The sequence below is a fragment of the Actinomadura sediminis genome (assembly GCF_042675525.1).
GTDB classification, from domain to species: Bacteria; Actinomycetota; Actinomycetes; order Streptosporangiales; family Streptosporangiaceae; genus Spirillospora; species Spirillospora sediminis.
Genome location: NZ_JBHTJA010000017.1, coordinates 72,692 through 96,976 on the forward strand (window position 1 = coordinate 72,692; position 24,285 = coordinate 96,976).

Below are 24,285 nucleotides of genomic sequence, written 5' to 3' on the forward strand. Positions count from 1 at the left end.
CTCCAGCGCACGCGGGGCCGTCCGTGGCCTCTGGTCCTATCGGTCGGCCCGCGCCTTACGGGTCCGCCGGCCGAGACGCCGACGGCCCGCCGCGCGGGTGCGGCGGGCCGTCGGCGTCTCGGCCGTCGTGGGCGGAAGCGTCAGTTCTCGCTCGCGAGCTCCGCGAGGTGGCGCTTGACTTCCTTCGCGCTGGGGTTCGTGAGGACGACCTCGCCGTCGTTGATGACGACGGTCGGGACGGTCTGGTTCCCGCCGTTCACGCTCATCACGAACTCGGCGGCCTTCGGGTCGCGCTCGATGTCGATCTCGACCATCTCGATCCCGTCCCGGGCGAGCTGGCTCTTGAGGCGCCGGCAGAAGCCGCACCAGGTGGTCGTGTACATGGTGAGCTGCCCGGCGGGCACCTCGGCCCGGTCGGCGGTGGGCGTCGCCATCGGTGCGTCGTCCTCCCTCGTCGTTCGCGTGATGCGCGAGATCGCGCGTACCGAAGAACACCGGACGCCCGGTTCGCATTCCGTGGGGGGTGACGGTCGTCCACAATCGCCGAGGCGGGACGACCCGGTCGGTGACTGCTGCGAACATGGGGGGATGTCGTTGGAGTCGGTGCTGGAGGGACTCGATCCCGAGCAGCGGGCCGTCGCTGAGGCGGTACGGGGGCCGGTGTGCGTCCTGGCGGGGGCCGGGACGGGCAAGACGCGGGCGATCACGCACCGCATCGCGTACGCGGTGCGGACCGGGGTGGTGGCGCCGCAGCGGGTGCTGGCCGTGACGTTCACGACCCGCGCGGCGGGGGAGCTGCGCGGGCGGCTGCGGGCGCTCGGCGCGCCCGGCGTCCAGGCCCGCACGTTCCACGCGGCGGCGCTGCGGCAGCTCACCTACTTCTGGCCGCGCGTGGTCGGGGGCGAGCCGCCGAAGATCCTGGAGTCCAAGATCCGGGTGGTCGCGGACGCGGCGCGCGAGATCGGCGTGTCGCTGGGCGGCGGCGAGCTGCGGGACGTCGCGGGCGAGATCGAGTGGGCGAAGGTCACGCAGCACCGCCCCGAGGACTACGCGGCGGCGGCCGCGCGGGCGGCGCGGCGCCCGTCCGTCGAGATCGCCGACGTGGCCCGGACGTACGCGATGTACGAGGAGCTCCGGCGGCAGCGCAACCTGCTCGACTTCGAGGGGATGCTCGAGCTGACCGCCGCCGTGCTGACCGAGCACCGGGAGGTCGCCAACCAGGTCCGCGACCAGTACCGGTACTTCGTCGTGGACGAGTTCCAGGACGTCAACCCGCTGCAGAAGATGCTGCTGGACGTCTGGGTCGGCGACCGCGACGACCTGTGCGTCGTCGGCGACCCCAACCAGACGATCTACTCGTTCACCGGTGCGAGCGCCGCCCACCTGCTGAACTTCACCGCCGACCACCCCGGCGCGAAGGTCGTCCGGCTCGTCCGCGACTACCGGTCGACGCCGCAGGTGGTGGGGCTGGCGAACGGGCTGCTGGGGCGGGCGCCCGCGTCCGGGCACGCGCTGGAGCTGGTGGCGCAGCGCCCCGACGGGCCCGCGCCGGTGTTCAACGAGTACGACGACGAGATCGCCGAGGCCGACGACACCGCGCGGCGCGTCCGCAAGCTCGTCGACGAGGGCGTCCCGGCGCGCGAGATCGCGATCCTGTTCCGGACGAACGCGCAGTCGCAGATGTACGAGTCGGCGCTCGCCGCCGCGAACGTCCCGTACGTCCTGCGGGGCGCGGAACGGTTCTTCGAACGGCCCGAGGTGCGCGAGGCGGTCGTGCGGCTGCGGGGCGCGGCCCGCGCGGGCGCCGACGCCGAGACCGACGGCACCGGGCTGATCCGGACGGTGCGGCACGTGCTGTCGGGCGCGGGGTTCTCCGACCGGCCGCCCGAAGGGGCGGGCGCGGCGCGCGCGCGGTGGGAGTCGCTGGCCGCGCTGGCGCAGCTCGCCGAGGACATGGCCGCCGACGATCCGGGGGCGGGCCTGCCCGAGTTCGTCGCCGAACTGGAGGAGCGCGCGGCCGCGCAGCACGCGCCGCCGCTGGAGGGCGTCACGCTCGCGTCCCTGCACGCCGCGAAGGGCCTGGAGTGGGACGCGGTGTTCCTCGTGGGCCTCGCCGAGGGAACCGTCCCGATCATCTACGCCAAGACGCCCGCCCAGGTGGAGGAGGAGCGCCGGCTGCTCTACGTGGGCATCACGCGCGCGCGCGTCCACCTGCACCTGTCGTGGGCGCTGGCGCGCTCTCCCGGCGGCGCCCAGGCGCGGCGCCCGTCCCGGTTCCTGGACGGCCTCACCGGCAAGACCACGACGCACACCCCGGCCCGTCTCGACCGGTCGGCGAAACGGCGTCCGGCGAAGGGGCCGCAGCCGTGCCGGGTGTGCGGACGCCCGCTGACCGCGGCCGTCGAGCGCAAGCTCGGCCGCTGCGAGGACTGCCCGGCCGAGCTGAACGAGGAGCTGCTGGCCGCCCTCAAGGACTGGCGCGCCGAGGTGTCGGCCGAGCAGCGGATCCCCGCGTACGTCGTGTTCACCGACGCGACCCTGCAGGCGATCGCCGAGCACCGGCCCGAGTCGCGGGAGGACCTCGCCCGGATCCCGGGTGTGGGCAAGGTCAAGCTCGACCGCTACGGCGACGCCGTCCTCGGCCTGTGCGGCGTCTGAGCAGGGCCTTCCGGGCGCGCGGCGGCGGCTTCGCGTGGGGTGAGAGGCCGGTCACACGGGCGGATGGGGGAGACTGTCGGGCGTGAAGGAGACTCTGAAGGCTCTGCTGGACCTGCTGGACCTCGAGCAGATCGAGAACGACATCTTCCGCGGCCGCACCGCCGACGAGCGGCGGCAACGCGTCTTCGGAGGGCAGGTCGCCGGGCAGGCGCTGGTCGCCGCCGGGCGCACCGTCCCGGTCAACCGTCCCGTGCATTCGCTGCACGCGTACTTCCTGCGGCCGGGCGACCCGCTCGTCCCCATCGTGTACACGGTCGACCGGGTCCGCGACGGCCGGTCCTTCACCACGCGCCGCGTCACCGCCGTCCAGCACGGCAAGGCGATCTTCACGCTGTCCGCGTCGTTCCAGATCGTCGAGGACGGCCCCGCGCACCGGGCGCCGATGCCGGACGCGCCCGACCCCGAGACCCTTCCCGACTCCCTCACCCGGCTGACGCCCCTGTTCGGCCGACGCGGCGCCGAGGCGTTCGTGAACCGGCGGCCCATCGACATCCGGCACGCCACCCCGCTGACGTGGGAGGCCGCCAAGGACCCGTCGCTGGCCACACCGGAGTCGAAGGTGTGGCTGAAGGTCGACGGTGAGCTTCCGGACGACCCGCTGCTGCACGTGTGCCTGATGACGTACGCGTCCGACATGACGCTCCTCGACACCGTCCTGCTCAACCACGGTCTCGCCTGGGGCGACAAGCGGACGATGGGCGCCAGTCTCGACCACGCGATGTGGTTCCACCGCCCGTTCCGGGCGGACGAGTGGCTGCTCTACTACCAGGACACCCCGTTCGCCGGGGGCGCGCGCGGGCTCGCGCGGGGGCAGGTGTTCACCCGCTCCGGGGAGCTGGTGGTGTCGGTGATGCAGGAGGGGCTCGTCCGCGTTTCGGACTGATCGTCCCGCAGGGCTCTCCCGGGAGTTTCGACGCCGTCGCGACGGCCCGGGTTCCCCGCGATCTTGGTGAAGTGACCCACAAAACCGCAGGTCAAAAATACCTTGCTCGATTTGCCGAAGTCCCCGTAGTCTCGTACGCGAGCAATCAGGCGGCCGTCTGGTGGATCTTGATCCGACCGGTCCGGCCCGAGGAGCCAGAGAGGTGGTGTGCAGTCCGGTGATCTTCACGATGTTCTCGAACACGCCGTCCCGGAACGCCGCATGCCCCGGCTCCCCGCTCGCCTATTCCCCGGTGTCCGCCGACGTCCTGCGCAGGCCGAGACTGCGCGGCGCGTCCGCCGGCACCGGCGGTCAGGAGCCGATCGGCGGATCGATCCTCGGCAACGAGGCGATCTCTGCCGTCCGGCGTTGCGCCGAAATCGGCGAGCAGCCGCGTGACCTGCGCGATCTCCGTGATCTGCGCGGGGTCCGTCGTGCGCAGCGATTCCAGGACGAGCAGGGGTGGAGTGTCTTCGAACACCTTCTCGAAGACGTGACCATCCAGGCTTCGGCCACGGCCCGCAAGGGCGCCACCCTGATGGGCGGCGTGTCGGGTCCGTACCCCTGGAGGCGACCGGTCTAGCAAGACACCGGCAAGCCCCCAGGCCGCGGATCCAGACACCGGATCCGCGGCCTTCTCTTTTGCCCAGACGACCCACCGACACGCCCGTTGAGATCCAACGAGAGGAACAAGGGTGACTGTGATGCAGGGGGCCCTCGCAGTGAGCGAGGAGGACCTCACGCTTCCGTGCCGGACCGACCCGGAGCTGTTCTTCGCCGAGGACCCCGCCGACGTCGAGCTCGCCAAGGCGCTGTGCCAGGAGTGCCCCGTCCGCAAGCAGTGCCTCGCCGGGGCGCTCGAGCGGAAGGAGCCCTGGGGTGTCTGGGGCGGTGAACTGTTCGTCCGCGGCGTGATCGTGCCCCGCAAGCGGCCGCGCGGCCGTCCCCGCAAGCACCCCCGCCCGGAGGACGTGACCGTCTGAGGACGGCCGGAGGCGCCGTTCACGCGCGCACCGGCGCGGCGACGCGGGCGATGAGCCCACCGTGAGCCGCACCCGACCGCCCGGCGGGAGGACGCGTATCCGAATCGATACGCGTCCTCCCGCCGGCGAAATGAAACACAAAGACCCCAAAGGGGAAATAACACCCGGGAAGGCATTTCAGGCCCGGGAGGACGACATGACGACGATGACCGAAGGACTCGGCGCCGAGCCCGGCCCCACGACCGCGATCGCCGCCGACGAACTGGCCGTCCGGGTGCGGGCGCTGCGCCGCGCCCGCCGGGACGCACAGATCCGCGCGTCGCGCGTCCGCCGCGTCCTGCTCGCCCCGACGGCGGCCCCGGACCCCACCCCGAACCCGCGCGGCCGTCCACGGAGGCACGGCCGGGCCTGACCCGGGGGTCCGCGAGGTCGCAGGCGGCCGCGCGTCCGCGCCCGTTCCGGGCGCGAGCGCGGCGCGCCTCCCGGCGGGCCCGCAGGAGGCGTCCGGCCCCCACTGCCGGACGCCGCGAAGAAGGGCCCCGCACGCCGACGCGGCGTGCGGGGCCCTTCCTGTTCCCGTCCAAAGCGGCGCCTGGCGCCGGGGGTCAGCCGGAGACGAGTTCCTCGTCCTCGTCGTCGGCGAAGCCGGGGATCCACTTGAGCGACTCGGCACGGGCCGGGATCTCGCAGTCGAGCTGGCAGAGCACGCCGGTGCCCGCCGACAGGACCCGGTGGATGATCACGTACTCGGGCGGGAGGTTGAGCTGCCGGACGACGTTGGTCGGGCGCAGGTCGGTGACGCGGGCGGCCTGCTCGCGCAGCCACTCCCGGTTGAACGCGAACGTCTCGGTGACGAACGGCTCGGTGATCGGCGCGAGGAAGCCCTGCAGCGACTCGGTGTCGATCTCGACGCCCTCGCGGATGAAGTCCTCGCGGCGCAGGGCCTCCTCGACCTCGTCGATGTCGGCCATCGTGCCGATGCGCAGCAGGAGGCCGAGCCGCTGCTGGAACCCGCCGGGGATGTGGTCGACGGCGCCGAAGTCCATGACGCCGAGGCGCCCGTCGTCGAGGAGCCGGAAGTTGCCCGGGTGGGGGTCGCCGTGCAGGAGTTCGGACCGCTTCGGGCCCGACAGCAGGAACCGGCAGTACAGGAGCGCGGCGTGGTTGCGGGTCTCCTGGTCGCCCTCGCTGATGATCTTCGAGAGCGGGGTGCCGTCGATCCACTCGGTGACCAGGACGTCGCCGGACTGGGCGATCACCTCGGGGATGTAGAAATCGGGGTCGTCGAGGTACGCCGCACGGATGATCGTCTGCGACTCGGCCTCGATCTCGTAATCGAGCTCCTCGGCGACCCGCTCCTTGAGCTCGGCGAGCATCGTCTTGACGTCGAGGCCGGGCATCAGCACCCCGAACAGCCGCCCGACGCGGGCGAGCTGGTTGAAGTCGCTGATCAGGGCCTTGCCGGCGCCGGGGTACTGCACCTTGACGGCGACCGTGCGGCCGTCGTGCCAGACGGCCTTGTGCACCTGCCCGATGGACGCCGCGGCGGCGGGCTCGTCGTCGAACTCGGCGAACGAGTCGCGCCAGTCGTCCCCGAGCGCCTGGGCGAGGACCTTGTGCACGGCCGACGCGGGCAGCGGGGGAGCGGCCTCCTGGAGCTTGGTCAGGGTGGCGCGGTACGGGCCGGCGATCTCCGGCGGCAGCGCCGCCTCGAAGATCGACAGCATCTGGCCGAGCTTCATCGCTCCGCCCTTGAGCTCGCCGAGCACCTTGAACAACTGCTCGGCGGTGCGCGTCTGGATCTCGAGCGCGACGGCCTCGGCGGGTCGTCCGAAGGTCCGCTTCCCCACGCCCAGGGCGGTACGCCCCGCGAAGCCGAGGGGGAGGGACGCCAGCTTTGCTGACCGCGTCACCGCGCGGCGGGGAAGATCGCTCACCCGGCCATTCTCCGCGATCGGCCGCCGTTTCCGCCACAGTGCCGGATGAACAATCGACATGGCCGGAAACAACGCACTCGCATGACCAGCGCAAATGTGGTAAGTGTGCGCTTTCTCACGCGTCTTCGCGCCCCGCCGCGCGGCGCCCGCGGGCCGCACGGTACGGTGCGTCCCGTGCCCGAAGAGCTGCTCGTGGAACGCCGCCCGGACGGAATCGCCGTTCTCACCCTGAACGATCCCGACCGCCGCAATGCGATGGCCGATGACATGACCGCGGCCTGGAAAAAGGCCGTCGCGGATCTGCGCGCCGATCACCGGGTGCGCTGCGTCGTGGTCACCGGCGCGGGCAGCGCGTTCAGTTCCGGCGGCGACCTGTCGTGGCTCGCCGACACGAACTCCGAGGCCGTCCCGGCGCTGCGCGACCGGATGCTGGAGTTCTACCGGACGTGGCTCGCCGTCCGGGACCTCGAGGTCCCCACGATCGCCGCCGTCAACGGGCACGCCGTCGGCGCCGGGCTCTGCCTCGCCCTGGCCTGCGACCTGCGGTACGCCGCCGCTGACGCCAAGCTCCTCGCCCCGTTCACCGCCCTCGGCCTGCACCCGGGCATGGCCGCCACCTGGCTGTTCCCCGAGGTCGCCGGACTGCCGCTCGCCCGGGAGATGCTGCTCGCGGGACGCGTCCTCACCGGGGCCGAAGCCGAGGCGTCCGGCCTGGTGAACCGCGCCGTCCCCCGGGAGCGGGTGCTGGCGGAGGCCCTGGAGGTCGCCGGACGCGTCGCCGCGCAGGCGCCCGTCGCGACCCGGCTCACGAAGGTCGCGCTGGCCGGAGGCGGCCACCCCGACATGGAGTCGGCGCTGCGCTGGGAGTCGCTCGCGCAGCCCGTCACGATGGCCACGAAGGACATGGCCGAGGGCCTCGCCGCGCAGCGGGAACGCCGCGCCCCCCGCTTCACCGGCGAATGATCAATACCACGGATCGGGACGCGTAACGGCCGCCGCGGGCCGCGGCAAGGTTGCGCGGACGTGTGCGCGCCGCTATGAAGCGGTTAAAACATGGCGTCTGACCTGCGAAAACGCCAAACACCCCCTGTGGTGGACGCAAATTTTTGGGTACGGTTCTGGCGTGCCCCCAAACGTTGAGGTCCGCCGCAGCTCCCGCCGCAGGCGGACGGTGTCCGCCTACCGCGACGGGGACAAGGTGGTGGTGATGGTTCCGTCCAGGCTGAGCAAGGCCGAAGAGGAACAGTGGATCGCGACCATCCTGGAACGGCTGGAGGAGCGCGAACGCAAGCGGCGTCCCAGCGACGCCGACCTTGAGGCCCGCGCCCGCGAACTGTCCCGCCGTTACCTGGACGGCCGTGCCGATCCCGTCAGCGTCCGCTGGGTCGACAACCAGCGCACCCGCTGGGGATCGTGCACCCCCGACGACGGGACGATCCGGCTCTCCGCACGGCTGCGCGGCATGCCCGGCTGGGTCGTCGACTACGTCCTGGTCCACGAGCTGGCGCACCTGCTGATCCCCGGCCACGGCGCCGACTTCTGGGAACTGGTCGGCAACTACCCGAAGGCCGACCGCGCCCGCGGCTACCTCGAGGGCGTCGCCGCCGCCGCGCACCTGCCCATGGAGGCGGACGCGCCCGGCGGCGACCCCGGCAAGGACGCCCACCGCGGCGACGCCCTGCACCGCGACGAGCGGTACGGGGTCGCCGGTTGAGCTCCGCCCGCCACGCCGCGGTGCTGTCGCACGCCCCACCGGACGGCGGTCGCGGCGCGGCCCCGCCCGGCGTCGACCCCGGCGAGTTCCGGCTCGCGCTGCTCGAGGACGCCTACGAGGTCGTCGCCGGCCTCGAGCTGGTCACCCCCGCCCTCGTGCTGGACCCGCCCGACCAGCCGGACGCCGAAGCCGTCACGTGGCCCGGCACGCCGATCGTCCGCGCGGCGACCCCGCCGGACGCGTTCGCGGCGCTGCACGCCGCCGGCGCCGCGGAGGCCGTGCTCGTCGCGGGCGACGCCCCCGACCTGCCGCCGCTGCTGATCGGCAAGCTGTTCCGGGCGCTGGGGCAGGCCCCGGCGGCCGCCTGCGCCGCCCGTCCGGACGGCCTCGTCGCGCTCGCCGCCCGCCTCCCGCTGCCCGGCTGGCTCGCCGGCGCACTCACCGAGGTCGACCTCGACACCCCCGACGCGCTCGCCCGGCTGCGCGCCGCCGCGCCGCGCCCCGGGCTCGTCCCGCAGGGACCCGGCTGGCACCGCATCCGCACCGCCGCCGACCTGAGGTTCCTCGACCCCGGCCTGGAGGGCTGGGAGAACACCCGCGCCCTGCTGGAGGGGCACCCGCTGCACGGCTGAGCGCCCGGCCCGGCCGGGGCCGGACTCAGGCCCGGACGGCCCGCGCGACGAGGCGGCGCAGCGCGTCGTCCGTCGGCTCGGGCAGCGCGTCCACCGGGAACCACGCGAGATCGTCGGACTCGTCGCTCACCACGTGCCGCGCGCCCGGCGGGGCGACCGCCGCGTACTGGACGTCCAGGTGCCACGAGCCCTCCGGATGGCAGCGCACGGCGTGCCGGTCGAGCTGCACGGGACCGGCGCCGAGCAGCCGCAGCCCGCGGATGCCCGACTCCTCCGCCGCCTCCCGCAGCGCCGCGTCCGCCAGCGTCGCATCGCCCGGCTCCAGATGCCCGCCGAGCTGCAGCCACGCCTTGATCTTCGAGTGCAGCGTCAGCAGCACCCGGGTGCGCGTCGAGTCCAGCACAAGCGTGCTCGCGGTGATGTGCCCCGCCGCGCACTCCCGCCACAGGCCGTCCAGCGTGTGATCGCGCAGGTGCCGCAGGAAATCGAGCGCCAGCTCGCGCTGGGCGTCGTCCGGCGGGCGCCAGCGGCGCAGCACGTCGGTCACGTTCTTGCCGAGCGTGACCGCGGCGAGCAGCCGTCCCGAGTCGTCCCTCATGCGCGCCCGATGCGCGGGTACCGGGAGTTGACGAGATGGCGGCGCCGACGCTCCTGATCGATGGGCCGCTGCCAGCACAGGCTCGCCCGCGCGACCCGCCGCCGGATCACGTTCGTCGACGAGCCCGGCTCGTACCGGCAGCCGCTCACCCGGTGCGGCCGCTGCCGGCTCACCGCCGCGGCCCCGCGTCGCCGGACCCGCCGTCGCCGGGCCCGTCGTCCGGCCCGTCGTCCGGCCCGTCGTCCTTCCGGTCGTCGTCCTTCCGGTCGTCGTCCGCGGCCTCGTCCTTCGGCTCGTCCTTCGCCTCGTCGGCGGCCCCGGCCGGGCCCTCGCCCTTGGTGAGCTTCGACAGATCCAGGTCCGACAGGGCGTCCTCGCGGCCGTGCACGAACCCGTCCGGGTCGTCCAGGTCGTCCGACGTCGGCAGCAGGTCCGGGTGCTCCCACACCGCGTCCCGGCCGTCCACGCCCCGCACGTCCGTCAGCGTCCGCCACAGCGCCGCCGCCTCGCGCAGCCGCCGGGGCCGCAGCTCCAGCCCCACCAGCGTCGCGAACGTCCGCTCCGCCGGACCGCCGGTCGCGCGGCGCCGCCGCACCGCCTCGGCCAGCTTCCCGGCCTCCGGCAGCCGGTTCTCCGCCGCCCGGTTCACGACCGTGTCGACCCAGCCCTCGACCAGCGCCAGCGTCGTCTCCAGCCGGGCCAGCGCCGCCTTCTGCCGCGGCGACTCCTCCGGCTGCAGCGAGATCTCGCCGCCCAGCGCGTCCTGGATCGCCTGCGGATTGCTCAGATCGAGGCCCTGCACGGCCTGCTCGATGCCCGACAGGTCCACGGTGATGCCGCGCGCGTACTCCTCGACCGCGCCCAGCAGATGCGACCGCAGCCACGGGACGTGCGCGAACAGCCGCTGGTGGGCCGCCTCGCGCAGCGCCAGGTACAGCCGCACCTCGTCGCCGGACACCTCGAGGCCCGACCCGAACGCCTCGACCCCCGCGGGCAGCAGCGCCCCGACGCCGTCCGGCGCCAGCGGCAGCCCGACGTCCGCCGAGCCGGTCACCTCGCGGGCCAGCTCGCCGAGCGCCTGCCCGGCCTGCCCGCCGACCATCGCGCCCGCCATCTGCTTGACCATGCCGATCAGCGGCCCGGCCATCGCCTGGACGTCCGCGGGGATCTCGCCGCCGCCGAGCGCGCCGCCCATGGACTCGACCATGCGCGCCGCGATCGGGTCGCAGACCTTCGCCCACACCGGCAGCGTCTGCTCGATCCACTCCGACCGGCTCCACGCCTGCGGCGTCCGGATGCCGGCGGGCAGCGTCGTGCCCTCGTCGAGCCAGAGCTCGGCCAGCCGCAGCGCCTCCTCGACCTGGCGCCGCTCGGCGTCCACGATCGACGGGTCGCCCTTCTCGGCCACCGAGTGCCGGGCGATGTTCTTGGCCAGATCCCAGTTCAGGGGGCCGCCGCCCGGGCCGCCCGCACCGGCCGCGCCCTGGCCGCCGATCATGTCGGCGAACCGGTGCAGCATGTCGGCGAACTGCGCCATGTCGCCGCCCATGGCCTTGAATGGATCCTGGGGCCGGTCGTCGTCTCCGTCACCGGGACGGTTGAAGCCGAAGGGAGTGTCACTCATATCGGTTCGCCCCTGGGATGCATGATGGGCTCATATCCGCAACGTTAGCCGGTCCCGGCAAGGTCGCGAACAAAAGGAAGGGGGCACCTCCGTGGCAACGGGCAAGGTTCGCCCTCGGCGTAGCAAGAGCCCGGTCGTCGCGGTCACCGGCGCGGCCACCGGAGCGGGGCGGCTGCTGGCCGCCCGGCTCGCCGAGCGCGAGGAGATCCGCAAGGTCGTGGCCATCGACGGGCAGCGCGGCGACGTGCCCGGAGTCACCTGGCGCGTCATGGACGTCCGCGACCCGCTGCTGTCGGGCCGGCTGTCGGACGTCGACGTGATCGTCCACCTCGACGTGGAGCAGTCGCCCGAGATCGACCAGCGGGAACGCCGCACCCACAACGTGCGGGGCGCCCAGACCGTCGTCACCGCCGCGGCCGCCGCGCGCGTCCGGCGGGTCGTGCTCGTCACCAGCGCCATGGTGTACGGCGCTGAACCGGGCAACGACGTCCCGCTCCCCGAGGACGCGCCGCTGCTCGCCGAGGCCGACACCGGCATCGCCGGCGACCACCTGGAGATCGAGGAGCTCGCCGCCACCGCGCCGCTCGCCCACCCCGGGCTCGACATCACCGTCGTCCGCCCCGCCGCGCTCGTCGGGCCCGGCGTCGACACCCTCGTCACCCGGCACTTCGAGGCGCCCCGGCTGCTGTCGGTCAAGGGCAGCACCCCCGGCTGGCAGTTCTGCCACATCGAGGACCTCGCGTCCGCCCTCGACCTGATCGTCACCGAGCACGTCCCCGGACCCGTCGCCGTCGGCTGCGAGGGCTGGATCGGGCCCGACGAGGTCGCCGAGATCACCGGCAAGCGCGGCTTCGAACTGCCCGCCGCCCTCACCTTCGGGACGGCCCAGCGCCTGCACCGCCTCGGCATGACCCCGGCGCCCGCCACCGAGCTGCGCTACGTCGCCTACCCGTGGGTCGTCGACTGCGCCCGGCTGCGCGCCGCCGGCTGGAAACCCATGTACGACAACGCCGCGGCCCTGCGCGGGCTGATGGACGAGATCGCCGGAAGGCACGCGGTCGTCGGCCGCCGCGTCGGCGGGCGGGAAGCCGCCGCCGCCACCGCCGCGGGCGCCACCGTCGCCGCGATCGGCGCCGCCGCCGCGATCCGCCGGGCGCGCAAGCGCCGCAGGACCTGACCCGGAGGACGAGCCTCGACGCGGCGAGGGCCGCCGCCCGGCGACGGGCGGCGGCCCTCGAACGTCCTCGCGGCGGCGCGGCCTACGACTCCGGCTTGGTCTGCTGGGCGGTGGCCAGCGCGTCCCGCGCCTTCTTGATCGCCTCCCAGGCCTGGCCCATCTTGTCGTAGTCGAGGGACTTCTGCGCCTCCTCGTAGTCGGTGACCGCCTTCTTCAGATCGTTGATCGCCTGCTGCGCCTCCGGGGTGAGGGCGCCGCCGGTCCCGCCGTCGCCCTCCCCGGGCTCTCCGCCGTCCTGCCCCTCGTCCTGCCCGCCGTCCGGCGGAGCGCTGTCCCCGACGATCTGAGCCAGCGCCTCGTCCAGCGTGTTCGCCAGGACGATCGTGTTGCCGTACCTGGCCAGGACCGCGCCGAGGACGGGATACGGCTGCTTGGCGCTCTCCTGGATCGCGTACATCGGCTCCACGTACAGCAGTCCGCCGCTGAACGGGAGCGTCAGGAGGTTGCCGCCGATGGTGTCCGTCTGTCCGAGCCTCAGCGAGTTCAGATCCTCCTTGACCCGGGGGTCGGTCTCGAACTCGTTCTGCACCTGGCTGAGGCCCGGCGGCTGCGCGTTACGCGGCATCTGCAGGATGCTGATCTGCCCGTAATCGCGTCCGGGCGTGGAGCCCACCGCCATGAACGCCGCAAGCTGCTGGTTGTTGCGCGGGTTGAACACCGTGGTGAGCGAGAACGACTCCTCGGCCTGCCCCGGCATCCGCAGGCTCTGGTAGTACGGCGGCTGCCGCTTCCCCTTGGCGCTGGGGTCCTCGGGGACCTCCCAGAAGCCCTCACCGCTGTAGAAGGCGGCCGGGTCGGTCACGTGGTACTTGGCCAGGATCGTCCGCTGCACCTTGAACAGGTCCTGCGGGTAGCGGAAGTGCTTCTCCAACTCGGGAGGAATCTGCGAACGGGGCTGGACGGTCCCGTCGAAGACCTTCATCCACGTCTTGAGGATCGGGTCCTTGTCGTCCCACTGGTACAGGCGCACCGACCCGTCATAGGCGTCCACCGTCGCCTTCACCGAGTTGCGCATGTAGTTGACATGGTCGTCGGACTGCCGCGCGACCGCCGAACGAGTCTCGGTGATGGTGTCCCGCGTGGCCTCGCCGAGGCTGATCTCCTCCGAGTACGGGTAGCTGTTCGACGCCGTGTAGCCGTCGACGATCCAGACGATCCGGCCGTTCACCACGGACGGGTACGGGTCGCCGTCCAGCTTCAGCCACGGCGCGGCCTTCTGGACGCGCTCCATCGGCGAGCGGTCGTAGAGGATCTTCGCCCCGTCGTTGATCGCGCCCGACAGCAGCAGGTTCTTGTCCTGGAACTTCGTCGCGTACAGCAGCTTGTGGAAGAACGAGTCGATCGAGACGCCGCCGTCCCCGCCGTAGTTGCTCGTCTGCTGCCCGTTCTCGCTGTTGTCCGGGTAGTTCAGCTCCTGCTGGCCGGCTCCGCCGACCACCGAGTACGCGGGCGTCCGCTCCCCGAAGTAGATCTCCGGGCGGGTCACGTTGATCCGCTGGTTCGCGGAGACGGACATGTCACGGGTGATGTAGTCCGGCACCCCGCCCCCCGCGAGCCGGTCCGCGTACGCCGACACGAACCCGTACCCGTGCGTGTAGACCATGCGGTCCTTGATCCAGCTGTGCTGCCCCTCCGGCGCGCCCGACAGTTCGCGCAGCGCGACGATCGTGTCGATCATCTCGCCGTCGACCTCGTACCGGTCCACATCGAGGATGTCGGGGAAGTTGTAGAACGGCCGGATGCGCTGCTGCTGCTTGAACGTCTCGCCCACGACGTTCGGGTCCAGCAGGCGGGCGCCGTCCAGCTTCTCCGCCTCCGCCCGCAGCGTCGCCTGGTCGGTCTTCGGCTTCGCCCCGTACGGGATGAGCTTCGCGCCCTCCACCCCGAACGCCTGCCGCGTCGCCTTGATATTGCGCTCGATGTACTGGCGCTCCTTCGCCAGCTCGTCCGGCTTCACCTGGAACTGCTGGATCAGCAGCGGATACATCCCGCCCAGCAGGATCGCCGACAGCACCAGCAGCGTGAAACCCACACCCGGCAGCATCATCCCGCGGCGCAGCAGATTGCTGAAGAACATGATCGCGCACAGCACCGCGATGACCGCCAGGATCGTCTTCGCGGGCATCAACGCGTTCACGTCCGTATAGGACGCGCCCGTCGTCACGCCCCGCTCCGAATGGACGAGCCCGTACCGGTCGTACCAGTACGCCACCGCCTTCAGCAGCACGAACAGGCCCACCAGCACCGACAGGTGCGCCCGCGCCGGCGGGCTCGCCTTGTCGCCCGGGCCCTGCAGCCGCAGCCCCCCGTACAGGTAGTGCACCATCACCGCGGCGAGGATCGACAGGATCACCGTCGCGAACACCACCCCCAGCAGCAGCCGGATGAACGGGTACGTGAAGACGTAGAACGAGACGTCCTTGTGGAACTGCGGATCCTCGACGCCGAACGGCGTCCGGTTCATGAACGCCAGCCACGTCGGCCACTGCCCCGACACCGACGCGCCCGTGAAAACGCCCAGCAGCCCCAGCAGCGTGATCGCGATCAGCCGACGCCGCGGATCGATCACCGCCCGGTACCGCTCCAGGCCCTGCTGCTCCACCGACAGCGGCCGGTACGCGGGCCGCAGCCGGTAGGCCACCAGGACGTTCGCGCCCACCAGCAGCGCCATCAGCAGCCCCGCCCCGAAGAACAGGACCGCCCGCGCCTTCAACTGCGTCGTGAAGACCGCCTCGAAACCGACCGACTGGTACCACAACAAGTCGGTATAGAAAGCGGTGAAGACCACGAAGGCCACAAGCAACAGCGCCAGCGCCACCAGCGCGGGCAGCAACGGCCGTGCGCGGCCGCCGCCTGCTCGGCGTCCGAGGCCGGGAGTCCGGAAGGTCAAGGCCCCACTCCGATCGAGATCGCGCCACCGGCCGCCGGCCGGTGCTGTGTAAGCAACTTACCGACTGGAACCGGGGTTCCCGCATGTCCCCGGACCGATTAGGGGAAAGATGGGCCCGTGAGCCTACTGGAAGAAGTCGTCCTGGACCTCGAACGCCATACCGCACAGGAAGGATGGGACGCCGCACCCCGCCTCTACGCCCTCGTCCGCAGCTCCGAACTGCGCGCCGCCGAACCCGAACTCGCCGACCAGCTCGGCCTCCCCGCCGACGCCGACACGCTCGCCGCCCTCGAACAGCCCGCGCTCCCCGAACAGGCCGCCGTCGAGGACGCCCTCGCCGCCATCGCCTGGCCCGACGCCGTCGACGGCTGCGCCCTCGTCATCGAACGGGTCGTCCTGCCCCCCGAAGTCGAGGACGACATCCCCGCCGACGAGGCCGAGGCCGCCGCGTTCGCCGCCCAGCACCCCCGCCGCGAAGACGTCCGCATGATCGTCGGCGTGCTGCGGGACGGCGCCCGGCACTCCGCCCTCCGGCTCCGCCGCCACGACGCCGACGACGAGGTCGTCGCCGGACCCGACCTCGTCCCCGCCCTCGCCGAAGCGCTCGCCGGCACCTTCGAACCGGACGAACCCGAAGATCCGTCCGGAAGGTAGTGTGCGAGACGTGAACGACGACAGCGCCGAAGCACCCCCCGTCATCCGGCTCATCGGCGTCCGCGAGACGCCACTGTCCGTCGACGAGGTCTTCGGCGCCGTCGGCGACCCCGCCGCCGGCGGCACCGCCCTGTTCGTCGGCACCGTCCGCGACCACGACCACGCCCGCGCCGTCAGCGCCCTCTCCTACAGCGCCCACCCCACCGTCGAACGCGAACTGCGCGCCGTCATGGAGAAAGTCGCCGCCGACCACCCCGTGCGGGCGCTCGCCGCCCTCCACCGCGTCGGCGACCTCCAGATCGGCGACCTCGCCGTCGTCGTCGCCGCGTCCTGCCCCCACCGCGCCGAAGCGTTCGACGCCTGCCGCCGCCTCATCGACGACCTCAAGGCGCAGGTCCCCATCTGGAAACACCAGACGTTCGCCGACGGAGGCGACGAATGGGTCGGGGCCTGCTGACACCGGCGCGCCGCATAGAGTTCCGACCATGTCTCGTCGTGCCGCCACGCTCACCGCCGCGAGCGTGCTCGTCCTGGTGCTGGCCCTCGTCGGCTCCCTCATGCCGGTCCCGTACGTCACGCTGATGCCGGGCCCCACCCAGAACACCCTCGCCGACAACGCCAAAGGCGAACCCCTCATCGCCATCGACGGGCGGCAGACCTACCCCACCGAAGGCAACCTCAACTTCACCACCGTCACCTACCGCGGCGGCCCCGGCGGACGCATCGACCTCCTCACCGCCCTCCGCGGCTGGCTCGACGGCGACACCGCCGTCGTCCCCGAAGAGACCATCTTCCCCGACGACGAATCGCCCGAAGAGGTCGACGAACAGAACACCCGGCAGATGCGCGACTCCCAGGAGGACGCCGAAGCCGCCGCCCTCCGCGAACTCGGCATCCCCGTCGGGACCCGCGTCGTCGTCGACAGCGTCCAGAAAGGGCGGCCCGCCGACGGCAAGCTCAAGGCCGGCGACGAGATCACCGCCGTCAACGGCACCGCCGTCACCAAAGTCCAGCAGGTCAGCGACATCATGAACGGCGTCCGGCCCGGCGAGACCGTCACCCTCACCGTCCGGCGCGACGGCGACGAGAGCCGGCAGCGGATCCCCACCACCAAGGGCCCCGACGGCGGAGCCGTCGTCGGCGTCGTCCTCGCCGGCGACTACAAGTTCCCCTTCGAGATCGACATCAGCATCGGCGACATCGGCGGCCCCTCCGCCGGCCTCATCTTCTCCCTCGCCATCATCGACAAGCTCACCCCCGGCCCCCTCACCGGCGGAAGATTCGTCGCCGGCACCGGCACCATCACCCCCGACGGCCGAGTCGGCCCCATCGGCGGCATCGAACAGAAGATGATCGCCGCCCGCCGCGCGGGCGCCACCGTCTTCCTCACCCCCAAGGGCAACTGCGCCGCCGCCGTCGAAGCCCGCCCCGACGGCCTCCGCCTCGTCCGCACCGACACCCTCAAGGACGCCCGCCAAGCCCTCAACGCCCTCACCACCGGCAAGGGCACCGTCCCCTCCTGCACCGGCTGAAACCAATTTGCACAACCACCCCACACCCCATACAGTTAAGACATCAACGCGACGCGGGGTGGAGCAGTTCGGTAGCTCGCTGGGCTCATAACCCAGAGGTCGCAGGTTCAAATCCTGCCCCCGCTACGAATCGGGAATCCCCTGGTCGGTGCACTTCGCGCACCTTCCCGGGGATTCTCCGCGTTTTACCGGGGGGCGACCCCCCGAACCCCCCGTGCCTCCGCCATCCCCCGCCCGCCCACCCCTGGGGCTTTGCCCCTAGACCCCCTTTTTCCTTCGTCTGGTGGGGCGGCTTCTAATACGGCTGTGTTGGCGCGCATTGTTCTGTGGCTGTTCGATTTCGGACTCTCGGGTGTCCCTCTCCGCGCGGCGGTCGCGGGCGCCTCGGCGAGGCGGACACGAGCGGCCGCTGACCCTGGTCGCCGTCCGGGGTGCGTGGTTATGATCGCCGGAATGGTCGAAAGTGGGCCTAAGCAGCGGTTTCACGGGAGGCGCCCATGTCCGGATCGGTCGCTCGTGCCCGGCGGCACTCGTACGGGGATCTCCTGCATCGGACGGCTCGGCGGAGTCCGGGCAAGGTGGCGATCGTGGACGGGGACGTCCGGTGGACGTTCGCGGAGTTCGACGCGGCGGTGAACCGGACGGCGCACGCGCTCGCCGCGCGGGGGCTCGGGAAGGGCGACCGGCTCGCGCTGGTGAGCCACAACTGCAGGCAGTACGCGGTGCTGGCGTTCGCGACGGCGAAGCTCGGGGTGGTGCTCGTCCCGGTGAACTTCATGCTCAACGCGGACGAGATCGGCTACATCCTCGGGCATTCCGGGGCGTCCGGGATCGTGGCCGAGGACGTGCTGGTGCCCACGGCCGAGAAGGCGCTCGCGATCGCGGGCGTAGACGGCGGGGTCCGCGGGGTGATCGGCGCTCCGGCCGGCGGGTGGGAGGACGTCGACGGCTGGGCCGCCGAGGGGCCCGACGAGGCGCCGGACGTGCCGGTGGAGGACGACGATCCGCTGCGGCTGATGTACACGTCCGGGACCGAGTCGCGGCCCAAGGGCGTCATGCTGACGAGCCGGTCGCTGATCAGCCAGTACGTGAGCTGCATCGTCGACGGCGAGATGAGCGAGGACGACGTCGAGGCGCACGCGCTGCCGATGTACCACTGCGCGCAGCTCGACTGCTTCTTCAGCGTCGACGTGTACCTGGGGGCGACGAGCATCATCCTGCCGGGCCCGGATCCCGCGTCGCTGCTGGAGACGATCGAGCGGGAGAAGGTCACCAAGCTGTTCTGCCCGCCGACCGTGTGGATCTCGCTGCTGCGGCACCCCGACTTCGACACCCGCGACCTGTCCAGCCTGCGGAAGGGCTACTACGGCGCGTCGCCGATGCCCGTGGAGGTGCTCCGCGAGCTGCGGCGGCGGCTGCCCGACGTGCGGCTGTGGAACTTCTACGGGCAGACCGAGATGGCGCCGCTCGCCACGATCCTGCGCCCGGACGAGCAGCTGGAGCGCGCGGGCAGCGCGGGACGCGCGGCGATCAACGTCGAGACCGTGCTGGTGGACGACGACGGGAACCCGGTGGCGCCGGGGGAGGTCGGCGAGATCGTCCACCGCAGCCCGCACGCGGCGCTGGGCTACTACCGCGACGAGGAGAAGACCGCCGAGGCGTTCCGCGGCGGATGGTTCCACTCGGGCGACCTCGGGATCATGACCGAGGACGGCTACCTGTCGGTGGTCGACCGGAAGAAGGACATGATCAAGACCGGTGGCGAGAACGTCGCGAGCCGCGAGGTCGAGGAGGCGATCTACGAGCTGGAGGGCGTCGCCGAGGTCGCCGTGTTCGGCATCCGCCACCCCCACTGGATCGAGGCCGTCACGGCGGTGGTGGTGCCCAAGGCGGGCGCGTCCCTCGGAGCCGACGACGTGAACGCGCACGCCCGGGAGCGGCTCGCCCCCTACAAGCGGCCGAAGTACGTCGTGATCGCCGAGGCGCTGCCGAAGAACCCGAGCGGCAAGATCCTCAAGCGCGAACTCCGCGAGGCCCACGCCTCCCTGGCCCAGAGCTAGTCCAGGTGGGGGGAGAGGGTCAGGGACAGGTGGAGGGTCAGGCGGTCCTGGCCGTCGGTGAGGGATAGGGACGTCAGGTCCTCGATGCGCCGCAGGCGGTGGTAGAGCGTCTGCCGGTGGATGTTCAGGGCGCGGGCGGTGGCCTGGACGTTGCCCGCGTGGTCGAGGTAGGTGCGGGCGGTCGCCTCGAGGTCGGGGTGCTCGTGCAGGGTGCCGGGGACGCGGACGGCCTCGGCGAGCGCGTCGTCGGGGGCGGTGCGCAGGAGCCGCAGGGCGCCGAGGGACGTCCAGGTGCGGGTCTCGCCGGGCGCCGCGACGCGTGCGGCGACGCGGGCGCGCAGCCAGCCCTCGTGGACGGCGTCGAGGGCGGGCGACCCGGTGTGCAGGCCCGCGCGGACGGGCGCGCCCCGCTCCTCGAGGAGGCGCCGGGCGCGGTCGATGACGGGGCGGGGCGCGACACCGGACGGGATCAGCAGCACGTGGTCGCGCTGCCAGAGCGTCGGCAGCACGGAGTGCGGGAGCATCCAGGGGTTCAGCGGGACGGGCGCGTCGGTGCGCAGGACGGCGACCGCGAGGGGCGGCTCGGGCGCCGCGGACTCGTTGAGTTCGGCCGCGGCCTGGGCGCGGACGTCGGGCTGCGCGGACAGCAGGTCGGCGACGCGCCAGCCGAGGTCGTCCCGTTCGCGGGCGCGGCGGGCCATGAGGAGGCCGGCGCGTTCGCAGAGCGGCATGGCGCGGACCGCCTCGGCGCGTGTGATCCGCTCCTCGTCGTCGAGGAGCCACAGGTAGCCGTAGGTGACGTCGTTCCAGCGGACGGGCAGGCAGAGCCGGCCGAGCTGGCCGAGGGCCGCGTCGGCGGGGATGCGGACGGGGCCGGTGGCGCGGGCGATGCCGTGCCGCTCGAAACGGGTCCGGACGGCCTCGGTGGCGCGGCGATGGAGGATCGACTCCATCCGGATGGGGTCGATCGTGTCGCCGTGCGCGGCGTAGGCGACGAGGTGGAAGTCACGGTCCTCCAAAGTGGCGGGCGCGCCGAGCAGGTCCGCTGAGAGTTCGACGATCTCTTGGAGGTCCATGGCTTCCTGTGACGTTTGTATGAAGAGTTCGGCTCCTGAAAGTGGCATCTGACTATACGCGGTCGGGCAGAGCCGGTTTAACGTGCGAAGTGTCCATCGCAGTTCGGAGGCCCTGATGTTGAGTCCGCTTCTCCTGGCGGCCGCGCGCAGCGAGCGTGTGCGCGGTCTCGTGACCGCCGTGCCCCTCACGCGGGGCGTCGTCGACCGGTTCGTGGCGGGCGAGGATCTCGACGCGGCCGTCCGGACGGTCGCGGACCTGCACCGGGACGGCCTCAAAGTCACGCTCGACCACCTGGGCGAGGACACGCTCGACCGCGCGCGGGCCGAGGCCACGCGGGACGCCTACCTCGCGCTGTTCGAGGCGCTGGGGGACCTCGCGCCGGGGGCGGACGCGTCGCTGAAGCTGTCGGCGCTGGGCCAGGCGCTGGACGACCGGCTGGCGCTGGACAACGCGCGGACGATCTGCGCCGCGGCGCAGCGGGCGGGCATGACCGTCACGCTCGACATGGAGGACCACACGACCGTCGACTCGACGCTCGGCGTGCTGCGGGAACTGCGCGCCGACTTCCCGTGGGTCGGCGTCGCGATCCAGTCGATGCTGCGGCGGACCGAGGGCGACCTGCGGGACCTCGTGGGGGAGGGGTCGCGGGTCCGGCTGGTCAAGGGGGCGTACGCCGAGCCGTCGTCCGTCGCCTTCCAGAGCCGGCACGAGGTCGACCTCGCGTACGTGCGGGGGCTGAAGCTGCTGATGGAGGGCGACGGGCGCCCGATGATCGGCAGCCACGACCCGCGGATGATCGACATCGCGCTGGCGCTGGCCGCCGAGAACGACCGCAAGCCCGGCTCCTACGAGTTCCAGATGCTCTACGGGATCCGCGCCGGCGAGCAGCGCCGGCTCGCCGAGGACCACACCGTGCGGGTCTACGTGCCCTACGGCGCCGACTGGTACGGCTACTTCATGCGGCGCCTGGCCGAGCGTCCCGCCAACCTCGTCTTCTTTCTCCGTTCGTTCGTCTCACGCTGACCAGGAGGCACATTCATGGACGCCGTCACCAACGTCCCGACGCCGGTGAACGAGCCGGTGCGGGGTTACGCCCCCGGCAGCGCCGAGCGGGCCCGGCTGGAGGCGAAGCTCGCCGAGCTCGGCGGCGCCGCGCCGGTGGACCTGCCGATGACGATCGGCGGCGAGCGGCGGCTCGGCGCCGGCGCGAAGGTCGCCGTCGTGCAGCCGCACCGGCACGCGGCGGTGCTCGGGACGTACGGCACGGCCACGCGCGACGACGCCCGGGACGCGATCGCGGCGGCGCTGGAGGCCGCGCCGGCGTGGCGCGCGCTGTCGTTCGACGACCGCGCCGCGATCTTCCTGCGGGCCGCCGACCTGCTGTCGGGTCCGTGGCGCGAGACGATCCTCGCCGCGACGATGCTCGGGCAGTCCAAGACCGTCCAGCAGGGCGAGATCGACAGCCCCTGCGAGCTCGCGGACTTCTGGCGGTTCAACGTCCACTTCGCGCGGCGGATCCTCACCGAGCAGCCGATCAGCTCCGCGGGCGTGTGGAACCGGTCGGACCTGCGGCCGCTCGAGGGGTTCGTCTACGCGATCACCCCGTTCAACTTCACGGCGATCGCCGCCAACCTGCCGACCGCGCCCGCGATGATGGGGAACGTGGTGGTCTGGAAGCCGTCCCCGACCCAGACGTACGCGGCCGTCCTCACCATGCGGCTGCTCGAGGAGGCCGGTCTGCCGCCGGGCGTCGTCAACCTGGTGACGGGCGACGGGATCGAGGTCTCCGACGTCGCGCTGGAGCACCCCGACCTGGCCGGGATCCACTTCACCGGGTCCACGACCACGTTCAAGCACCTGTGGAAGACCGTCGGCGCGAACATCGACAAGTACCGGAGCTACCCGCGGCTCGTCGGTGAGACCGGCGGAAAGGACTTCGTCGTCGCGCACCCGTCCGCCGACCCGGACGTCCTCAAGACGGCGCTCGTGCGGGGCGCGTTCGAGTACCAGGGGCAGAAGTGCTCCGCGGCGTCGCGCGCGTACATCCCCCGGTCGATCTGGGAGAACGGGTTCCGGGAGCGGCTCGCGGCGGAGGTCGACGGGCTGACGATGGGCGACGTGACCGACCTGTCGAACTTCATGGGCGCCGTCATCGACGAGCGGTCGTTCGCGAAGAACAAGGCCGCGATCGACCGCGCCAAGGACGACCCGTCGATCGAGATCGTGGCGGGCGGGACCTACGACGACTCCGTCGGGTACTTCGTGCGCCCGACCGTGCTCGTGTCGGACGACCCGGAGAACGACATCTTCCGGACCGAGTACTTCGGGCCCATCCTGGGGGTCCTGGTGTACGAGGACGACCGGTACGACGAGATGCTCGCGCAGATGGAGTCGGTGTCGGACTACGCGCTGACCGGCGCCGTCATCGCGGACGACCGCGCCGCCGCCGCGCACACGGCCGAGGTGCTGCGGTTCGCCGCGGGCAACTTCTACATCAACGACAAGCCCACCGGCGCCGTCGTCGGGCAGCAGCCGTTCGGCGGCGCCCGGGCGTCCGGCACGAACGACAAGGCCGGGTCGGTGTTCAACCTCCTGCGGTGGACGTCCCCGCGCTCGATCAAGGAGACGTTCGTCCCGCCGACGGACCACCGCTACCCGCACATGGGCTGACGCGCCGTCCGGCGCCCGCGGCCGGGGCCTCCCCGGCCGCGGGCGCCGAACGCGACACCGCCGGACAGTTTCGTGCGGGTTGTACTCTTTGCCGTGTTCACGACTTGCCGCCGTGCCGACCGCCACCCGACGCGCGACCGGGCACCGACCGTCCGGGGGCGGGGATGACGGACGGGCCGGGCCTCGCCGCCGGGACCGAACTCGACGGCAGATACCGCCTGGAGAGCGTGCTCGGCCGCGGCGGGATGGGCGAGGTCTGGCGCGCGGTCGACCGGCGGCTGCGCCGCCCCGTCGCCGTGAAGGTCCTGCCCGCCGAGCTCGCGGACGTGCCGGGCGCGATGGAACGGTTCGAGCGCGAGGCCGAGGCCGCCGCCGCGCTCCAGCATCCCGGCATCACGGTCGTGTTCGACGTCGGCCGCACCGGCGACGGCCTCGCGTACCTGGTGATGGAGCTCCTCGAGGGCGAGGACCTGCGGGCGGTCGTCCGCCGCAACCCGGGCGGCCTGCCGGTCGAGGAGGCCGTCGCCCTCGCCGCCCGGCTCGCGGACGCCCTCGCCGCCGCCCACTCGCGCGGCATCGTCCTCCCCGACGGACGGCTCAAGCTGTGCGACTTCGGCATCGCGGGACTCGCCGACGCCGCCACGCGGCTCACCCGGGACGGCGGGACCGTCGGCACCCCCCTCTACATGGCCCCCGAACAGTTCAGCGGCGGAGCCGCCGACGCCCGGTCGGACCTGTACGCCCTCGGGTGCGTCCTCCACGAACTCCTCACCGGCGCACCGCCGTTCCGCGCCGGCGCCGGGCTGCCCCGGCTGATGTACGCCCACCTGAACGAGGCCCCGCCGCCGCTCGCCGCCGCCCGCCCGGACGTGCCGCCGTGGCTCGAACGGCTCGTCCGCGACCTGCTCGCCAAAGCGGCCGACGAGCGTCCCGCGAGCGCCGACGCCGTCGCGTCCTTCCTGCGCACGGCCGGGCGCGCCCCGGCCCTCCCGCCGCCCCCCGGGCCGCCGCCGGAGCCACCGACCGCGACGCTCGCG

Annotated in this window: 23 protein-coding genes and 1 tRNA gene; 17 read left to right on the plus strand and 7 right to left on the minus strand. The window is 72.5% G+C overall.

All coding sequences use genetic code 11. From position 1 onward, the window contains the following. Positions 1 to 140: 140 nt before the first annotated feature. On the minus strand, positions 141 to 434 hold the full coding sequence (locus ACFQ11_RS12165) for a mycoredoxin (protein ID WP_378298336.1): 294 nt from the start codon (positions 432 to 434) through the stop codon (positions 141 to 143). A gap of 154 nt (positions 435 to 588) precedes the next feature. On the opposite strand from ACFQ11_RS12165, the gene ACFQ11_RS12170 reads away from it, so the two are divergent. The 5 genes from ACFQ11_RS12170 to ACFQ11_RS12190 all read left to right on the plus strand — a co-directional run bounded on the left by ACFQ11_RS12170 (position 589) and on the right by ACFQ11_RS12190 (position 5,035). Beyond that, complete coding sequence (locus tag ACFQ11_RS12170) at positions 589 to 2,658, plus strand: ATP-dependent DNA helicase UvrD2 (protein WP_378298338.1); 2,070 nt, start codon at positions 589 to 591, stop codon at positions 2,656 to 2,658. Positions 2,659 to 2,740: 82 nt separating this feature from the next. Next, complete coding sequence (tesB, locus tag ACFQ11_RS12175; protein WP_378298339.1) at positions 2,741 to 3,601, plus strand: acyl-CoA thioesterase II; 861 nt, start codon at positions 2,741 to 2,743, stop codon at positions 3,599 to 3,601. 217 nt (positions 3,602 to 3,818) lie between these two features. Further along, entirely contained in the window at positions 3,819 to 4,223 is a 405-nt protein-coding gene (locus ACFQ11_RS12180) for a hypothetical protein (protein WP_378298341.1), read from the plus strand. A gap of 121 nt (positions 4,224 to 4,344) precedes the next feature. After that, positions 4,345 to 4,623: a WhiB family transcriptional regulator gene (locus ACFQ11_RS12185; protein ID WP_051300364.1), complete on the plus strand. Its 279-nt coding sequence runs from the start codon at positions 4,345 to 4,347 to the stop codon at positions 4,621 to 4,623. 196 nt (positions 4,624 to 4,819) lie between these two features. Then, positions 4,820 to 5,035, plus strand: coding sequence for a hypothetical protein (locus ACFQ11_RS12190; RefSeq protein WP_378298342.1), 216 nt, complete (start codon positions 4,820 to 4,822; stop codon positions 5,033 to 5,035). Positions 5,036 to 5,228: 193 nt separating this feature from the next. Here the strand turns inward: ACFQ11_RS12190 and ACFQ11_RS12195 are convergent, their stop codons facing one another. Beyond that, entirely contained in the window at positions 5,229 to 6,560 is a 1,332-nt protein-coding gene (locus ACFQ11_RS12195) for an ABC1 kinase family protein (RefSeq protein WP_378298344.1), read from the minus strand. A gap of 174 nt (positions 6,561 to 6,734) precedes the next feature. On the opposite strand from ACFQ11_RS12195, the gene ACFQ11_RS12200 reads away from it, so the two are divergent. The 3 genes from ACFQ11_RS12200 to ACFQ11_RS12210 all read left to right on the plus strand — a co-directional run bounded on the left by ACFQ11_RS12200 (position 6,735) and on the right by ACFQ11_RS12210 (position 8,906). Then, the gene (locus ACFQ11_RS12200) at positions 6,735 to 7,523 is read left to right on the plus strand and encodes an enoyl-CoA hydratase/isomerase family protein (protein WP_378298346.1); all 789 of its coding nucleotides are present in this window, start codon (positions 6,735 to 6,737) and stop codon (positions 7,521 to 7,523) included. 208 nt (positions 7,524 to 7,731) lie between these two features. Further along, the gene (locus ACFQ11_RS12205) at positions 7,732 to 8,274 is read left to right on the plus strand and encodes a M48 metallopeptidase family protein (RefSeq protein ID WP_378298374.1); all 543 of its coding nucleotides are present in this window, start codon (positions 7,732 to 7,734) and stop codon (positions 8,272 to 8,274) included. Further along, on the plus strand, positions 8,271 to 8,906 hold the full coding sequence (locus ACFQ11_RS12210; RefSeq protein ID WP_378298347.1) for a hypothetical protein: 636 nt from the start codon (positions 8,271 to 8,273) through the stop codon (positions 8,904 to 8,906). The genes ACFQ11_RS12205 and ACFQ11_RS12210 overlap by 4 nt, the downstream gene beginning before the upstream one ends. A 25-nt stretch (positions 8,907 to 8,931) precedes the next feature. Here ACFQ11_RS12210 and ACFQ11_RS12215 read toward each other — a convergent pair whose 3' ends face one another. Genes ACFQ11_RS12215 through ACFQ11_RS12225 form a run of 3 tightly spaced genes read right to left on the minus strand, consistent with a single transcriptional unit; the run spans position 8,932 to position 11,128 of the window. Beyond that, positions 8,932 to 9,504, minus strand: coding sequence for an NUDIX hydrolase (locus ACFQ11_RS12215; protein WP_378298349.1), 573 nt, complete (start codon positions 9,502 to 9,504; stop codon positions 8,932 to 8,934). After that, positions 9,501 to 9,677 (minus strand): hypothetical protein, encoded by a 177-nt coding sequence (locus tag ACFQ11_RS12220; protein ID WP_157432914.1) that lies wholly within the window; start codon positions 9,675 to 9,677, stop codon positions 9,501 to 9,503. Before ACFQ11_RS12220 ends, ACFQ11_RS12215 begins: the two co-directional genes overlap by 4 nt. Continuing rightward, a complete protein-coding gene (locus ACFQ11_RS12225; RefSeq protein ID WP_378298351.1) occupies positions 9,674 to 11,128 on the minus strand; it encodes a zinc-dependent metalloprotease in 1,455 nt (484 codons plus the stop codon). The genes ACFQ11_RS12220 and ACFQ11_RS12225 overlap by 4 nt, the downstream gene beginning before the upstream one ends. 91 nt (positions 11,129 to 11,219) lie before the next feature. Between ACFQ11_RS12225 and ACFQ11_RS12230 the strand changes: the two genes are divergently transcribed. Continuing rightward, the gene (locus tag ACFQ11_RS12230; RefSeq protein ID WP_378298353.1) at positions 11,220 to 12,305 is read left to right on the plus strand and encodes an NAD-dependent epimerase/dehydratase family protein; all 1,086 of its coding nucleotides are present in this window, start codon (positions 11,220 to 11,222) and stop codon (positions 12,303 to 12,305) included. A gap of 82 nt (positions 12,306 to 12,387) precedes the next feature. Here ACFQ11_RS12230 and ACFQ11_RS12235 read toward each other — a convergent pair whose 3' ends face one another. Continuing rightward, the gene (locus ACFQ11_RS12235) at positions 12,388 to 15,255 is read right to left on the minus strand and encodes a UPF0182 family membrane protein (RefSeq protein WP_378298355.1); all 2,868 of its coding nucleotides are present in this window, start codon (positions 15,253 to 15,255) and stop codon (positions 12,388 to 12,390) included. A gap of 117 nt (positions 15,256 to 15,372) precedes the next feature. On the opposite strand from ACFQ11_RS12235, the gene ACFQ11_RS12240 reads away from it, so the two are divergent. The 5 genes from ACFQ11_RS12240 (at position 15,373) to ACFQ11_RS12260 (ending at position 19,501) form a co-directional block, all read left to right on the plus strand. Further along, positions 15,373 to 15,909: a PPA1309 family protein gene (locus ACFQ11_RS12240; protein ID WP_378298357.1), complete on the plus strand. Its 537-nt coding sequence runs from the start codon at positions 15,373 to 15,375 to the stop codon at positions 15,907 to 15,909. 10 nt (positions 15,910 to 15,919) lie between these two features. Beyond that, positions 15,920 to 16,366: a molybdenum cofactor biosynthesis protein MoaE gene (locus ACFQ11_RS12245; RefSeq protein WP_378298358.1), complete on the plus strand. Its 447-nt coding sequence runs from the start codon at positions 15,920 to 15,922 to the stop codon at positions 16,364 to 16,366. Positions 16,367 to 16,394: 28 nt separating this feature from the next. Continuing rightward, positions 16,395 to 17,441: a YlbL family protein gene (locus ACFQ11_RS12250; protein WP_378298360.1), complete on the plus strand. Its 1,047-nt coding sequence runs from the start codon at positions 16,395 to 16,397 to the stop codon at positions 17,439 to 17,441. A 52-nt stretch (positions 17,442 to 17,493) separates the two neighbouring features. Then, positions 17,494 to 17,567: transfer RNA gene (locus ACFQ11_RS12255), tRNA-Met, on the plus strand. Positions 17,568 to 17,938: 371 nt separating this feature from the next. After that, entirely contained in the window at positions 17,939 to 19,501 is a 1,563-nt protein-coding gene (locus ACFQ11_RS12260) for an acyl-CoA synthetase (RefSeq protein WP_378298362.1), read from the plus strand. Here ACFQ11_RS12260 and ACFQ11_RS12265 read toward each other — a convergent pair. Then, on the minus strand, positions 19,498 to 20,577 hold the full coding sequence (locus ACFQ11_RS12265) for a PucR family transcriptional regulator (RefSeq protein ID WP_378298363.1): 1,080 nt from the start codon (positions 20,575 to 20,577) through the stop codon (positions 19,498 to 19,500). The two genes, ACFQ11_RS12260 and ACFQ11_RS12265, sit on opposite strands and share 4 nt — an antisense overlap. A gap of 115 nt (positions 20,578 to 20,692) precedes the next feature. Between ACFQ11_RS12265 and ACFQ11_RS12270 the strand changes: the two genes are divergently transcribed. The 3 genes from ACFQ11_RS12270 to ACFQ11_RS12280 form a co-directional block, all read left to right on the plus strand. Continuing rightward, the gene (locus ACFQ11_RS12270) at positions 20,693 to 21,601 is read left to right on the plus strand and encodes a proline dehydrogenase family protein (RefSeq protein WP_378298364.1); all 909 of its coding nucleotides are present in this window, start codon (positions 20,693 to 20,695) and stop codon (positions 21,599 to 21,601) included. Between the two features lie 15 nt (positions 21,602 to 21,616). Continuing rightward, a complete protein-coding gene (gene pruA / locus ACFQ11_RS12275; RefSeq protein ID WP_378298365.1) occupies positions 21,617 to 23,248 on the plus strand; it encodes an L-glutamate gamma-semialdehyde dehydrogenase in 1,632 nt (543 codons plus the stop codon). Positions 23,249 to 23,412: 164 nt separating this feature from the next. Then, the coding region (locus ACFQ11_RS12280) for a serine/threonine-protein kinase (RefSeq protein WP_378298366.1) at positions 23,413 to 24,285 on the plus strand (873 nt) is incomplete at its 3' end.